Raw genomic sequence first — 16,296 nt, forward strand, 5'->3', positions numbered from 1 at the left:
ATACATATAAAACAACTATAATTATGAAAAAACTCTCACTCACTTTGTTATTACTGTTACTTGCCGCGTGTCAAAAAGAGCCGCAAGTTGATACTGCGCAGACCGTACAACTACAATCAACAACGTCAAGTGCTATGGTAACTGATCCACAACAGATGCAAGTAGACCTATCAGTACAAGGTTACACCAGTACTTTGCACAAAATGGACATTACATTCTTAGGGCAAACCATCCCCTATACATATAGCGATGGCAAAATTGGTAATAGCCGGGGCTATAATTGGTGGGTAAGTAAACATTTTGCACTGAAGAGCGATTTACCAAAAGAAAAAGTAACGCTGTATCTAGAGCTTTTAGAAATGGCTTACCCACACTATGTTGCGTTATTCGGTATGGAGCCACCTAATATTGAACGCCAGCGTATCGCTGTAGTGTATGGTAGCAGCCGCGATAGAGTGCGCGAGGCCATGCTTGATGATGGCTTTTTACGAGGCGTACATAAAACCGCAGGCGGCGAAACTATGTTTTACAACCGCGCTGGATATAACTTCCCAAGCCATCGTGAGCATCACCAACGCTATATTGTCATTCACGAAACCATGCATGCTTTTCACATGGCTTTAAACGGTCATTCAACCTGGGCGCCTAATTGGATCACCGAAGGCTTAGCCGACTCGGTCGCTCACCATGTTTACGATGCCAAGCAAAAACAACTGACTGTGATGGTGTTTGATCGCGCGCCCATGAATTATATTGAGACCGGTTTAAAGCAATATTACAGTGCCAATAAACCTACTATTGAGCAAATAAACGATGATCCTGCACTTAAACGCGGCCTTAATTTTTTCATCATTCATTACCTTTTAAGCTCCCCAGAACGCGCACAATATTTTGCATATTTTGTGCAGCAGCTTAGACTTGCCAACCCGCACAGTGACGCCACGCTCAGCACAGCCAATTCACTCCTTAAACACACTTTTAAAGATTGGCAGGCAATAGAGCAAGGCTTTGCAGATTTTGTGCAAACTATTAAGCCGAGTTTTCATATTGTATCAGGCCCGTGGGAGCAAGATGGTAATGCTTATTGGCTACGAAATACAGACTCAAATACCTTATCTCGATTGGATATAAACCCAACAAGCAATGCGACTCACCCTGTAATAGACTTTCCCGCGCCGCAACCAAGTGCTTTAATTAACCTAAATAATGAGCACCAAGTGGCTGCTTTAATTAAATTTGAACCAGCACAACTGCAGCGCGGTGAAATAGGCATCGCCATGCAAGGCAAACTCAGTGAACAAACCCAACGATACCGCGCTACGTTTATGGGTAATGAGCAAGCAAATGACGACCAATTACTTAAACTATTAATAGTAGATGCTGAGCGCATATTAATCAGCGAAAATAATATCAGTGGTTTTAACTCGGTGCAGGTTGCCCTAACAACTGAATTAAAAGCAGCTTTGACCACACATAAAGAACTGGGCTTGAATATCACGCTAGATCACAACCAGCTGAGCGTTAACTTAAAAGCAAATAGTGGCACTAAAATAATTACGCAAGTGTTTATCATCCCTTTCTCTGGTGACTTTACACACTTACTCAATACACAAAAAATCAGCTTATTGAGTAAAAATAATAACCATGCAATCACACCCTATTTATTTCCCCATAAAGACGATGATGATTATACATTCGATAAATCTCATACCCAATTACCTAACCCTTGGTTATTCGAAGAATACAGCCTGTTAAGCCGCTTATTTAAGACCTGTCAACAATATGGTGCGCAGTTAGTCGGTTGTGATGAAAAACTCAGTAAGTTGATGAAAAAACTGCCCATAAAGGCTAATCATGCAGCAATTAATTCAGAGCTAATAATACTTCTCAATCGCTACAAAACCCTATTAGGAGATAATGGCTTTAGCGTGCTTTCTGGTATCAGTGCTAGCGTACACTATCATCAAGGCGAGGCTTTTTTAAGAGTGGTCAATCCAACTAATTTTAATCTCACACTTACAGCAAAAGTTAGCTTTAACAATAGTAAAGGCCTATTGCTTCATAACCAACAACTCAACCAAGCTATTAAACCCGGCATTCACAATATTGCTTTATTCAAAATACCCGATACAAAGACTATTACTATTGAGCAGACGCTTAATTGGCAAGGTTTAAATAACATAAGCCAATTACATGCCTCAGCCACCCCATTTAACGGCGTTGAGCTTTCCCTTACACAAAGTAAAGGCAACAACGGACACTGGCTATTTAAGGCACATCTTTCAGGCCCGTACTCAGGTAGAACCAAAGGGGTACTAACGCTTACAACAACACCGTTTACTCAACCTGAGATCATCAAAACACAACAGCATAATGTTGAGATCGCACCTTATGAGCAGAAAATTCATGTATTTGAACTCGCACCAACAAAACAATCACAGCTTATTACTGTAACCGCATTGTTAGATGTCGATGGTGAAGAGATCCGATTAGTGAATAAGATAGTTATGAGGTAGAAAGCTTGCTAAATAAGACTGCCGCACATTGTGTGGCAGTCTGTCATATTTTAAAACTTATAACTTAACGCTAAGTCAACTGAACGAGGTTCGCCCGGCTGTACCCAAATTTGCGTGTATGAGTTAGGGAAATATTTACGGTCAAACAGATTATGGACCTGTAGTTTCACTTCAAATTGCTGCGTTAAATCATATTTAGCAAACATATTTGCCACAGTATACGATGGTAAGTAAAAGTCAGAACCACGTTGACCTAAACGCTCATCCACATAATTAGCGCCAACACCTACCGTTAGTGCACGATCAGCCACTGAGAATTGCTTGCTGATTTGTAAGCTTGCGCTATTTTTTGGAATATTAAGCAGCTCATCTCCTCGTTTTAAAGCAACACCTAAGCCTGTATCTTTTGCATCTTTGTCTACTTGCGCATCAATGTATGCGTAAGAAAACCACATATCAATATCACCTGGTAACTGCCCTGTTACATCAAACTCAAAGCCCTTACTGCTGGCTTGACCAATTGCAGTGTGGAAGCCCGGATTTGCAGCATCTGCGACGATGATATTTTTTTGCGTGCTATCAAAATAAGCAAACGTAACGCCTAGGTTATTATCGAGCAGATTAAATTTAGTACCGATTTCGGCCGATTTTGTTTCATTTGGTTTAAAACCTTGGCCACTTGCATCTGTGCCAAAGTTCAGACGATAACCTTCGCCATAACTTGAGTATAAAGACCAGCTATCGCTTAACTGATAAACCACCCCAGCTTGAGGGCTAAAATGAGTTTCAGATTGTTCAGCATCAAAATTTGTAATTTTATCATCAAGCGTTTGCTTTAAACGATCAATCCGCCCGCCAAGCCTAACATGCAGGTTATCAGTTAAGCGCATTTGATCTTGCAGGTATAATCCAGTTGCGAATTGCTTTTGTACTCTTACAATCGCAGGCACTGGTGTTGGTAATGCATGTTGCCCATAAAGAGGCTGATGAATATCAATTGCATGCAACTGTTCATTCGTTGGATTTGTAGATAACGCTGGGGAGCGGTAAACGCGGTAATCACGGTCATAATCAAACAAATCGTAGTCAATACCCACTATTAGCTCATGCGCAATTGAGCCGGTATCAAACTGCCCTGAGACTTCTGAGCGGATCACAAACTGATCGGTATCGTAGTCACGCTGGCGTCTTTGGCGTGTTAGCGTACGACCATTGTAATACAGCTTTTGTCTCGCGGGAGATACCTCAGCGTCACTCGATGTGCCTGTTAAGCGTGTTGAGCGATAGCTTAAGCCTGAATTTAAGTACCAATCGTTAGAAAACTCATACTGCCATTGTAACTGATGCCCCAGTACTTCTGTTACTGTGGCGCCATCGCCTGGTTCACCTAAAAAGCGTTCAATAGGCATCATGTCAAAATTGCCACCAATCGCAAGAATACCCCGATCGAATGGGATCTCTTGACGTGCAGCTTCTAATTCATATTGCCACACAGAGCGATCGCTTTGCTCAAAGTATACAGAAGCCATTACGCCTTTTTTATTAATTTCTATAGTATCGCGAAAGCTATCACCCGTTTCATAATAGCCTATAACACGCGCAGCTGCTTGCTCAGTTAAACCACCGCTATAGTCAGCCTCAAGGCGGCGTTTATCACGGCTTCCAACTTCTAGAGCTATTTTTCCTTGCTGCTCGAATGTTGGTTTTTTAGTGACTAAATTAATTGTCCCTCCAGGCTCTCCGCGACCATAAAGGGCTGCTTTTGGGCCCTTTAATATTTCAACTCGCTCAATACCAGATAAGTCTCTGGGCCCTGAAAAGCCACGCCCTGCATTAAAACCATTAACTAAATAGCCGCTTGGGACATTTTCATCACCAAAAAAGCCGCGTATAGCAAAGCTGTCCCATAAGCCACCGAGGCTATTTTGTCTCGATACTGAAGCTGATAAATCTAACGCCTCAGTTAACCCTGCCACACCGGTATTTTCGATTAACTGCTGGTTTATCTCCGAGATGGCCTCAGGTGTTTCCAGCACATCAAAGTTACCACGATAAGCCTGTCGCTTTGCAGTAACTTCTATTATTTCGAGTGATTCATCTTTTTTTGCGTAGGCTGCAGTTGAGCATAAGCTAAGTGCAACCCCTAGGTGGATAGAGCAAAGTTGGAATGAGCGAAGAGAAAAGTGCATTGTAGTTCCTTTAACAATATGACATTCAAGATTTGTTATATCATAACACTTACTGTACCCATATTGTAAAGAGCTTATTTATAGATTAATTCTTTCGCTGTTTAAAATTAATATACTTACACTTCATTTTAAAGGCACCATAAAGCTTGCACTGCCAATAAACGCGCCAGATTCAACAATTATTTTTGCATCTTTGTAATACACTAAATCCTCTGATAATTTCTTTTTACAGTGTTTAGGGAAAAAACCTTCAAAACTCACTTGCTCTGTTTTATTAATCGTACGTTTAAACTTAAGATCAATATCTCTCAAATACACTTCACCTGCTTTTGTCTCTAATTGATTATCCCAACAGCCATATATTATCCCTAGCTGCGAAATCCAAATCATTGCGCTTTGCGCACTAAAATGAAACTCGCCATCTCCTGGCATTTGAAAATATTTAACATCTATTAAGCCTTTGATATAACCAGGTTCAAGGTGAACGGATGAAAACTCCATCACTTCTTGTTTCCAGCCTTTTTGCAAGTAATCAGACATCAGAGCCTGTTGTTGCTGTGTATTTAACTGTTGCATAAATTATCCTTTTAAGTGTTGAATGTGTTTAGGGCGTGTTGACCTTTGTGGATTGAAATTTGTTCAATCTAGGGGCGATTTAATCGCGGCGCGAGGTTTGTAACCTAGCGGGCTAAGTAAAAACCGAGCAACAAAGAGTCAATCGCCCCTAGGAAGAACCCTTTGGGCAGCGCATGTTTGGCATTTATACTGCGTTATCGCCTATTTATGGGGAACAACCACACTGCATAGGCGCTGCCTTGCCTAAATACCAAACATACTGCTGCAAAATTAATCACGAAAGGTCAACACGCCCTAGCTTTTCTTCTTTATTTGGCGAGCTTAAATATAAATGTGCAAGTGCGCTTACTCCTCCTATTAAAGCAAATAAATACCAAATTAAGCCCGGTACTTGTTGCTCTAAATCTAAGGCATAACCAGCTAAAGCACTGCCTATGATTAATCCAAAACCTGCAAATAAGTAAAAGAATCCATAGTGAGTAGACACCGTTCCTGGCGGTGCCGAGTTCGCAATTTGTTTCATAATAAGCGGTAAGCTCATTGCAGTTGCTACACTAAAAAATAAGGCTAACAGCCCCAATTGAAGGTATAGCTGCCACTGACTCTGTACTTCAAATAACATGACTAAAAAACCACTCCCCATCAATGTAAGCCCTGCACTAATAAACAGAGCATCTTTATTAATACGCTCGGTCAGCGCCGTAATGGGTAGTTGTACTAGGATTGAAATCAATGCGCACACACTTAATAACCAAGTCACACTATGCAGCGGCATATCTAATTGACCTAAAAAAATGGGCATCGCAAATGAGATTTGGTTGATCAGCATAAAGTAGCCAATCATCACTGCGCAAAGTTGTAAAAATGCACGATTACCCAACACTGTTTTAATTAAATCACGAGTATTAAGTCCTGCACTTTTTTGTGATTTTTTTGCTGTTGGTAAATAATAAATAAACGCGATACCAAAACATAAAAAAGGAAACGCAGCTACGCCGCACAGTAAACCAAAACTCATTGAAATTAATAATAAACCGCACACAGGACCAAGCAGCTCGCCAGCGTTTCTTGCAACACCAACGAGCGCAAACATGTTTGCTTTACTGATCCCTTGCGCATGTGCAAAATAGGCTTGGGCAGCAGGTGTAAACAATGCCCCCGCAAAGCCCGTCAAAAATGCAGCTAAAAACAACACAACAATGTGATCGGCCCATAAAAACAGTAAAAAACCGACTGCTCGTAAAAAACATCCTCCTATTATCAATCGCTTAACACCAAGCTTGTCAGCTAACACACCACCGACTAAAAACAAACCTTGTTGACAAAACGAGCGAACTCCCATGACTACGCCGATCAATGTGGCGCTCAAAAGTAAGTTCTCTGCTAGATAATGGCTCAGTAATGGGATCAACATATAAAAACCTAAGTTAAATACAAATGCAGCAAACAGCATCAATTTGTACTCAGGGGTTAATCCACGAAAAGGTGCTAATGCGTGCATTAAGGTTGCTCTTCAAACGGCTTTTGCGCGATCAAAATAGAATGAAAATTATCGCTATAGGTCTGAATTTTTAATTTAGGAGTAAAAGGCATTAAATCACTCAGCTCAATACTGGGGTAAAGTAGCTGACGTAAATTAAATGCTGTTCTCACGACAACAAAGCTTCCCGCTCGCATGCGCGTAAATAAATGCGATAATATTTGCCTTTTTACATCGCTTGACCCCGCTAATGCAGCCAGCCACACTACATCAAACTGTTCAAGGTCTTCAAATTCACAAATATCTGCACAACTAAATTTTTGATTCTGCTGTGGGTAAACATGTTTTTGCACACGCTCACCAACGGTTAATGCCTGTACGTCAATGTCTAGATTGCTCACCTTCATACCTTGCTGAGAAAGGAGCATTGACGTAATAGGCAGCGGCCCACTGCCAGCCATTAATACGTTTAAATTTTGCTTACCTGATAAGGCATAAATAGCATTTGACTCTAAACCAACCGCTCTTTGGTAATGACTAAACCAAGGGTAATCAGACTCTAAGGTCGAGATAGGTGCGGTAGAGGCAAGTACTTTTTGCGCCCAGTAATGTTCATAGCGCCCCGACGCGGCTGCAAAAAGTGACGCTATATCACTTTTAATTGTATTGAGGCAAGGTTCAGCTAAAACTTGGCTAGCAAATTTTTCATCTTGTTGATTAGACAGTAAAGCCATAAAGCGCTCATACAATGCCATGTTCGGCGCTTCAAAAGAATCCATCTTTATATTTTTGATCATTTGAAATACATCACAAATTTGCGACGCATGTTGATAGGGTGAAATTGTTTGAGACATACATACCTAATTTAGGAAAAATTGTTACACATAATTAACTAAAAATGTTATAACATATCAAAATAGATAATTACAAGCATTTCCCTGTATTTAATAAGGGTCCTTGATAATAAAAAAAGGAATGAATTTTCATGCTCAAAATGTTTTACGGCATCAAAGGACGATGGTTTTTAACACTCTTAATGATTATATTAATCGTGTTGGCTGGCTATTTTATTACACCTTCGTCAAAGGCAAACTCTGAGCCAACTAGCTCTTCAGCTAAGCCTTTGCCACTTATAAGTGTAACGCCCATAACGCCTAAATTGATGAATACTAAGCTTGAATTATCAGGCGTTGTAAAACCAATCGAAAACACTGATATTGCTTTTGAAGTTGCAGGGAAAGTAATCTACTTACATCCGAGCTTTATTGATGGCGGGATCGTTAAAAAAGGCACTGTGTTGATCAAACTTAATCCATTTGATTTAACGGCCGCAGTGACACTTGCAGAGGCTAAAGTTGCAAAAGCCAGCGCAGAGCTTGAAGAAGAAAAAGCCAAAGCAAGCGTTGCCAAAGCCACGCTTTTACTTGCTAACACGCCTTCTACCAACCCCCTTGCAAAACGAGAGCCGCAAGTTAAAAGTGCCAAAGCTTTATTACTTGCCGCACAAACGCAATTGCAAATTGCACAAACAAACCTTGCCCGTAGTGCATATAGGGCACCTTACGACGCACTTGTTCAAAACCGCGCAGTAGGCCTTGGTCAGGTTATCAGTCAAGGGCAAACGCTGGGGCGTTTAGCTAATGTTGCTAAAGCCGAGGTTCATGTTGCCATTGCAGATAATAAATTAAGTGTGTTGCCTAGTTTACCAATAAACAATGTGATTATTAACCATCATCATGTTATTCATACTGGCCGCTTAACACGCAGTATTGGTACGCGCTCTTCTTCAACTCGTAGCGCTATTTATATTGTTGAAATTACGGATCCCTACGGATTACTTAATCAAGGAAAAAGGATCGAATTTGGTGAGTTTGTACACGTCTCTGTACCAACAAGACACTTTAAGAATGCAGCAGTTGTGGCACAACATATGGTTACTAATAGCCGTATATGGGCTTTGTCTGCAAACAATACCTTACAGTCAATCCCCGTTGAAATCTTAAACATGCAAAAACACAATTTAATGATTCAACTACCTAGCGATGAATCAATTATTTTAGTCGATAAACGCCCTGAAATTGTAAGAGAAAACATGGCAGTAAATGTCATTAAATCAGCTCTAGCGACAGCCCCTCTTGAGGGCAACTCACTATGACGACACAGCACACACCAGCAGCACCTTATAAAAACAGTGTGATCGCTTTTTTTTGTCATCGCCCGTTGGTTGCTAACTTATTGATGTTATTTATTATTGCGATGGGATTGTTAAGCTTTAACAGTATTCAAAGACAAATGTTCCCAATAGCTAAAAACCCTGAGATCCATATACAAATTCAATATTTTGGTGCCTCTGCAAAAGAGCTTGAAGAACAGGTCGTAGCCAAAATAGAGCACGCCCTCAATGGCCAAGCGGGCATTAAACGAGTTCAAAGCCAAGCTAGGCAACATAGCGCCAGTATGACCATTGCTTTATACGCAGATCAATCCAGTGAGCAAAGGCTAAATGAAATAAAACACAAATTAGATGCCATCGCTGATTTACCAAAAGCAATGGAACCTATCATTTTACAAAATAAGCCGCAGTTACAAAATGCAGTAAGCTTAGTACTAACCGGGCCAGACGATAAACTCGCTTTAAAGCAGTTTGGCGAACATATTAAAAGAGAGTTGTTAGCACGTGACCTAATTAGTCACGTACAAGCAACAAACTTACCCGATGTTGAGTTTTCAATAGAGGTAACTCGCTATCAATTACAACGCTACGGATTGTCATTACAGGACATTGCTAATCTTATTAGTCAACATTCGCAAAATATCAGCGCTGGTCAAATTGCTACTAAAAATGGCAAAATCAATCTACAAATGCCAGCCCGAAAAGAAACAATAGCGAGCTTAAACTCCCTGCCAATATTGAATACTGAGCATGGCGAATTACTCACATTAGGCAATATTGCCACTATAAAAAAATCACTCACTGAGCAATTGCACCTAGCAAAGTTAAATGGCAAAAATGCTTTTTATATGCGTATTTTAGCCGATGAGTCACAGTCAATTACCGCTGTGGCGCAAAGTGTACAATCTTATTTAGCGTATAAAACCCCTCTGCTGCCTGCGGGGTTTTCTTTGTACCAATTAGTCGACACCACCTACTATTTAGAAGGACGACTTAATATGATGTTAAACAATTTAGCCCAAGGGGCATTGTTAGTTTTTATTGTATTGAGTTTATTTTTACGGGTGCGCTTGGCCATGTGGGTAATGCTTGGCTTGCCAGTTAGCTTTTTAGGCGCTATTTGGTTAATGCCGTTTATCGGCGTAACGCTTAATGTTGTATCACTTTTTGCGTTTATTATGGTGTTAGGCATAGTGGTAGATGATGCCATTGTTATTAGTGAAAGCGCTGCGAACGAAACAACCGATTACGGCCATAATGTTGAAAATATAATCACAGGGGCTAGTAAGGTCGTTGCCCCTGCTACATTCGGTGTACTCACCACAATGGCTGTGTTTATGCCATTTATGTTTAGCACAGGCCCTAACTCAGGGCAATTTATCGCCATTGCGGGCGTTGCTCTACTGTGCTTATTTTTTAGTTTGATAGAATCCAAAATGATTTTGCCCGCACACCTTGCTCATAGCCCTATCAAGCCTCTTTCTAAAACCCACTGGAGAACAAAGTTTGATCACGCCTTTAATCAATGGCTAGCGGATACATTTGTGCCAGTTTTAAAGCATATTATTCACTTTAGGTATCCAGTATTAATGCTCTTTATTGCATTTTTAGCTGGCGCTATTTTACTTGTAAAAACAGGTTTAATTGGCTTTACTGCCGTACCTAAAGTTCCGCATGATTTTCCATCTATTCATATTCAAATGGATAACAATGCGTCGCATCAACAAACATTGCATGCTGTTAAAAGTATAGAACAAATGGTTTTACAAGTAGAGCAACAAACACAGCAAATCTCAGGGCGTTCGCTTGTAAAAGACACCTACATTTGGCTCGATAATGATACCGAGGGCGAAGTGCTCGCCCCCTTGGTTGATGAAGATAAGCGCCCCTTTGATGCATTTGAATTAGCACGTCACTGGCAAGCTGCGATGCCGACGCTACTTGGCGTTAAAGCAATTACCATTGAATCTGATGTTATTGATATTAATCAAAAGCCTGAACTAAGCTATCAATTATATAGCGATAATTTAAGTATGCTAACTGCTGCCACTTTAGATTTGAGTACCGCTTTATCTGAACATGAGGCCATCACACAATTAACATCAAACTTAAACACAAATCAGCAAGAATGGAAAATTCAGCTAACACCTAAAGGACGCCATTTGGGGCTAACTTCAAACCAAGTTGCTAAACAGGTATTTGCCTACTTTTATGGTATTGAGGTACAGCGAGTTGTTACACAACAACAAACCGTCCGATTTATGGTTCGAGGGGATTTAAACGAACGCCAATCTTTTTCATCTTTAAATAACCTACCTATTAGTGTAAATGAGCACTCACAAGTGTTTTTTTCAGAGATAGCAACACTCACTACAACGCAAAGCAGCCATGAAATTCATACAGAACAAGGCAGAAGAACATTTAATGTCTCTGCGTTTATTGTTCCAAGTAAAAAGCCGCAAACAAAAGCGATACATTTAGCAATTGAAACCCAAATATTACCCGCTATAAAAGCCCGCTACCCTGATGTGTCTTTTGATTTAGGTGAACATTTAAAGGAGCAGCAACAAGAACAAAGCCAAGTCACTTCGTTTGCTATAATCGCGTTATTAATGGTGTATAGCTTATTAGCAATACCACTGAAGAGCTATAGCCAACCGTTCCTGATTATTTTTGTTATACCGTTTGCCACGGCAGGCGCGTTGTATGGGCATTTACTGCTGGGGTATACACTAAGTATGATGTCGATTTTTGGCATAGTTGCCGCATCTGGCGTCGTTATAAACGATGCTCTCGTACTATTAACACGAGTCAACCAACTGCGTAATAAAATGCCTCTAAATGAAGCAATTTGCCAAGGTGCTGCCACTCGCTTTAAAGCAATTTTAATAACATCACTCACTACATTCATTGGTTTATTACCCTTGATGTTTGAAAGCAGTTTACAAGCACAGTTTGTGATCCCAATGGCTGTTTCATTAAGTTTTGCTGTGCTATTTGCCACACTAACGTCTTTGATTCTTTTGCCTTGCTTACTTTATATTGCGAATGAGCTTAAAACCATACCGCAGCAAGGTGCAAAAGCAATTAAACTACAGCTATTAAAGGTATTTTAACTATTTAAAAAATCTACAAAAAAGCCCATTTACATGGGCTTTTTGTGGATTTTTATTACATTATTGGTTTCACTTTAACGGCAACCACCGCTGTTAAAGTCAACGACTAGGCTTGCACCTGTGCTATTGCCTGATACTTTTAAATAACCCCAATATTGACTCTGGTTGCTAATGTAAATACATTCGCCATTCCCTGTATTGCTTGACTGTGCTTGTTCATTCACACCATTTGGCCAGCCACTATTTGAATAGCTAAGGCTAATATCACCACTGCCATTTGCGGTCGTGATCGCCACACCATTTTGTCCTTGCACATCGCCAATACTAAACCACATTGGGTCGTTGTTACCTAAACAAATCACATCGCCATCATTTAAACGCCCACTACTGCGGCTCCCTTGTGTTGCACATACATTTGGTACGTTACTCGCAGCGCCAGTGTAAGACGCTGTAAGTTGCACGTTATCAAACATATTATAGCCCCGAACCATGACTTGATATGTACCAACTTGTGCAGGGTTTATTGCACATTGCTCACTGTTACCACCCACATACGGACGACAATCGTAGCTATTTACAGTTGGGGTAGCTTCATAACTGACATATAAATCAGCATCGCCTGTGCCACCATTTAAGTTAAACACTAAATCAGTCGCACCTAGTGGTACATCAAAACTAAAATACAGTAATTCGTTCTGAGCACCACTTATCATTGTTGGCTGACCATTAACTAGTTCACCATCTCCAACACTTGTATCTGCTTCAACACTGGTAAGCGTTGTTACTGTTTGGCTACTACCTTGATTATCAACAACCGTTAGTGACACTGTATATTCACCCGCAGTCGTGTAAATGTGTGCAGGATTTGCTTCATTAGAGCTACTACCATCACCAAAGTCCCACTGGTAGCTTGCAATTGACCCATCGCTATCAACACTGCCATTGCTTGTAAAACTGATTTCACTATTTTGCATGCCAGCATATGGGCCGTTGATCTGTGCTGTTGGTGGATTATTGGTCGGTGTACCTGCAACTAAATCATCACACCATTGCACAAACTCATTTTCGTAACTATTTGCCCATTGAACTGTTTTAGCTTTGTATCCATTCCAATCGCCAACACGAGTATGAGCAAGCATGGCATTGATTTCGCTATTATGGCGCTCAAACATAAAACGCACTGCTAAATAACCCCAGCGATAAATGCGGTCTTGATCAAAACCGTCATAGTTAGTGGCAAACACTTGCGCTAATGTATAACGAGAGCCATCACTAATGGTATTTTTAGCGGCTTCATTATTATCTAAATTAGCAACGTATTCTGCAACGCCTTCAGACCACCAAACAATATCTTGCGTTGGTGAATTAAAGTTACCGTATAAATCAAAGCGGCCATCAAGATAATGTACATATTCATGCTCTAAATTCCACACGTAATGCTCTGCATTGGCGTAACTTGCTTCATAAGCAATAAAATTTGCTTGATTACCCACAACAGAAGGGTCACCTTCTAAATACATCCCACCATTATTTGTATTAATACCAAAAATAGCACCCGCATATTTACCATAATCGTCGCTGCTATCAAATATATTTACTTGTAAAAAACTGTTGTTATCATCAGCTACTGGAGTGTTATTTGTTGCTAGTTTATTATGAAATAAGCCCTCTTCCGCCCCCATTGCATCACATGCCGCAGCGTGTTGGATTGCAGTCATATTTTGCGAGCGAATTTTAATGGTGCTGCTACAACTGTAGCTTTGCGAAAGTGCTTGCTGGGTAAGTTGCTCCACAAACCCACAAATACCATAATCATTACAATCCGCGTAATAGCTGACAGAATCCGCTGTCGCAAGCCATACCGCATCGCCATAACCAAAACTGTTATAGGTGCTGAAAATAGCTTTAATGCCTGTATCTACCGTCGCTTGAATAACAGTGCCTGAATATTTCTTAAGCCGCGCTAGTTCACTTGCCGCATTAACAATTAAGTATTGTGCATCTGATCCAATCATCCATTGCTGTTGCGTAAACGTATTCAGTTTAACTACCAAGTCGGTATCTTTGCCTACAGCAGTAACAAACGCATCATTCCACTGACCACGATAAAGTAAGGTAAATATACCATTTACGGCACTGCGCATATTCCATTTTGCAGCATAACTTTCGTTAAAACGTGTAAGCCACCCCTTAACCACACCTAAGTAGCGGTGCTGTTGTTCTGCACCATCCATAGTAATTATCACTTCTGAAAGTGTTTTACCGTGGCCGTCATTATCATCATAAAAATGGGTATTATTAACAAATGCATCAATTGCACCTACAACCGCTGGCGTAACCCATGTCGCAAAACTAACACTATCGTTATAAAACTCGGCATAAAAGCCTGTGCGAAGGTATAAAAACAGCGCCTCTAACTCAACATTACCACCGCCTGCATAAGTCTGTGAGAGTGACTTTGCATGGTTAGCAACAGCGAACATTTTATCAGACGTAAACACCTGACTTTGTATTGATGCTGAGGCACTAAATAGTTCATTAATGCATTGTGAACCTTGGTTTTTAACTTCAGTAATAATGGTTGATGTACTCGCCGTTGCTAATGCATCCAAATCACATGTAACAGCCGCGGCTTGCATTGTCATCATACGTGCGCTCAAAAGCTGCGGTTGGCTCTGCACTTTAGCAATTGGTGCTTTTTCGTTATGGTTTTGTTCAACACCATGATGATGCACACGCTCAACAGCTGCTGACTTAGGCTTAAATGTACGCTCCCCTACTTCCTCAGCCAATGCCATTGTACTCATGCCCAATATTGGTAACGCCAGAATCAGTGTATTAATTTTCATACTCTACCTTCAATTATTAGTGTGTTCTCAATTCAGAACGGGTTATTGAGGTATGTTTTGTAACATTTTATTATCATTGTATACAATATATTTTATATAACATTAACGAATATTCATATATTGGTTTTAACAAAATATTAAAAGGCAGTTCTTTTGGGTTGTTTTTTTCAAAGGGGTTGAATAAACATAGACAGGAACCCTAAACCGGCGTTTTTCATAGAATTAGTGCTTTGATTTAAAGCCTAGTATGGTAATTTACTCTTTCAATCAACATCCTCGTTTGAGTAGGTTATATGAGTACAAAAAACCATTGGACACTAAAAAGTATTGCAAAAGAATTAGGTGTTTCAAATGCCACAGTGTCAAATGCGTTTAACCGCCCGGATCAATTATCTAAAAATCGCAGAGAATCAATTTTAGCGGCATGTAAAGAGTTGGGATATTTTGGTCCGAACAAAGCCGCTCAGTCTCTACGCCGAGGTAAATTTAATATTATTGCGTTAGTGCTTCCTGATAGCGTTGAATATATGGTGTCAGATCCGGTGGCGAGTAGTTTTATGAGAGGGGTCGCGTCTGTGCTAGAAAAAAGCGGCAATAATCTTTTATTGTTTTCTGGCAATAGTGACAATTTAAACAGTGTGGTTGATTTTGTTGATGGCTTTATTTGCTATGGCCGCCCACGAAACCAGCTCTTAGTAGAACAACTAAAAACTGTGCCTAAACATGTGGTGACTGTTGACTTTGACATAGGCCGCAATGCCTCTGTAAATATAAATAATGAACAAGCTAGCTACGAAGTTGCAAAACATGCCCTGCAACATAAAGATGACCAAGTCGCTATTTTAGGCCTGCGTTTGCTCGATGAAAATGTATTATGCCGCGTATATGAACACCATGAATTTGAAGCTGGGCAATCAATCGCGCACCAACGATTACGCGGCTATCAAAAAGCCTTAGCAGAACAAGATATTACCATTGGGGAAGATCGCATTTGGAATATTCCTGAAAGTACTGAGCGCTATGCAAGTATTGCTGCTAAAGAGGCGCTGAGCTGCCTACCTCGCCCTTCAGTCATGCTGTGTATGAGCGATCTTATCGCCCTTGCGACAATGCGAGAAGCGATTAAAATGGGCCTAACAATTCCTGACGATATAAGAATTGTGGGGTTTGATGGCATTGATGAAGCGCAGCGATTCGTACCCAAGTTAACTACAATCCACCAAAACAGTGAAGAAAAAGGCGCATTAGCTGCTAATTTGTTTATTACCAAAGAAGAAAATAAAGCACTCATTAACCACGAACTGCAATTGGGTCAAAGTGGCTAGGGGTTGTTGACTTTGGCGGATTAAAATTTGCTCAAACTAGGGGCGATTTAACCGCGGCGTCAGGTTCGTAAC

General features: G+C 40.5%; 9 protein-coding genes. 4 read left to right on the forward strand and 5 right to left on the reverse strand.

Annotation, left to right across the window (positions count from 1 at the left end; genetic code table 11):
- The first annotated feature begins 23 nt into the window (after window positions 1-23).
- Complete coding sequence (locus tag ACJJVX_RS02265; RefSeq protein ID WP_405629886.1) at window positions 24-2,516, forward strand: hypothetical protein; 2,493 nt, start codon at window positions 24-26, stop codon at window positions 2,514-2,516.
- A 50-nt stretch (window positions 2,517-2,566) separates the two neighbouring features.
- Here the strand turns inward: ACJJVX_RS02265 and ACJJVX_RS02270 are convergent, their stop codons facing one another.
- The 4 genes from ACJJVX_RS02270 to ACJJVX_RS02285 all read right to left on the reverse strand — a co-directional run bounded on the left by ACJJVX_RS02270 (window position 2,567) and on the right by ACJJVX_RS02285 (window position 7,615).
- A complete protein-coding gene (locus ACJJVX_RS02270; protein WP_054452197.1) occupies window positions 2,567-4,705 on the reverse strand; it encodes a TonB-dependent siderophore receptor in 2,139 nt (712 codons plus the stop codon).
- 123 nt (window positions 4,706-4,828) lie between these two features.
- Complete coding sequence (locus ACJJVX_RS02275) at window positions 4,829-5,281, reverse strand: hypothetical protein (RefSeq protein WP_054204175.1); 453 nt, start codon at window positions 5,279-5,281, stop codon at window positions 4,829-4,831.
- Window positions 5,282-5,555: 274 nt separating this feature from the next.
- The gene (locus ACJJVX_RS02280) at window positions 5,556-6,782 is read right to left on the reverse strand and encodes an MFS transporter (protein WP_405629889.1); all 1,227 of its coding nucleotides are present in this window, start codon (window positions 6,780-6,782) and stop codon (window positions 5,556-5,558) included.
- Window positions 6,782-7,615, reverse strand: a complete 834-nt coding sequence (locus ACJJVX_RS02285; RefSeq protein WP_405629892.1) for a nicotianamine synthase family protein — start codon at window positions 7,613-7,615, stop codon at window positions 6,782-6,784. The genes ACJJVX_RS02280 and ACJJVX_RS02285 overlap by 1 nt, the downstream gene beginning before the upstream one ends.
- A 131-nt stretch (window positions 7,616-7,746) precedes the next feature.
- On the opposite strand from ACJJVX_RS02285, the gene ACJJVX_RS02290 reads away from it, so the two are divergent.
- Window positions 7,747-8,916, forward strand: a complete 1,170-nt coding sequence (locus tag ACJJVX_RS02290; protein WP_405629895.1) for an efflux RND transporter periplasmic adaptor subunit — start codon at window positions 7,747-7,749, stop codon at window positions 8,914-8,916.
- Window positions 8,913-12,050, forward strand: coding sequence for an efflux RND transporter permease subunit (locus tag ACJJVX_RS02295; protein ID WP_405629897.1), 3,138 nt, complete (start codon window positions 8,913-8,915; stop codon window positions 12,048-12,050). The genes ACJJVX_RS02290 and ACJJVX_RS02295 overlap by 4 nt, the downstream gene beginning before the upstream one ends.
- A gap of 74 nt (window positions 12,051-12,124) precedes the next feature.
- On the opposite strand, the gene ACJJVX_RS02300 is transcribed toward ACJJVX_RS02295, so the two are convergent.
- On the reverse strand, window positions 12,125-14,899 hold the full coding sequence (locus tag ACJJVX_RS02300; protein ID WP_405629899.1) for a collagenase: 2,775 nt from the start codon (window positions 14,897-14,899) through the stop codon (window positions 12,125-12,127).
- Window positions 14,900-15,192: 293 nt separating this feature from the next.
- Between ACJJVX_RS02300 and ACJJVX_RS02305 the strand changes: the two genes are divergently transcribed.
- Window positions 15,193-16,224 (forward strand): LacI family DNA-binding transcriptional regulator, encoded by a 1,032-nt coding sequence (locus ACJJVX_RS02305; protein ID WP_054452207.1) that lies wholly within the window; start codon window positions 15,193-15,195, stop codon window positions 16,222-16,224.
- Window positions 16,225-16,296: the final 72 nt, after the last annotated feature.

The organism is Pseudoalteromonas sp. Ld20, from assembly GCF_045064175.1.
Lineage (GTDB): Bacteria > Pseudomonadota > Gammaproteobacteria > Enterobacterales > Alteromonadaceae > Pseudoalteromonas > Pseudoalteromonas neustonica.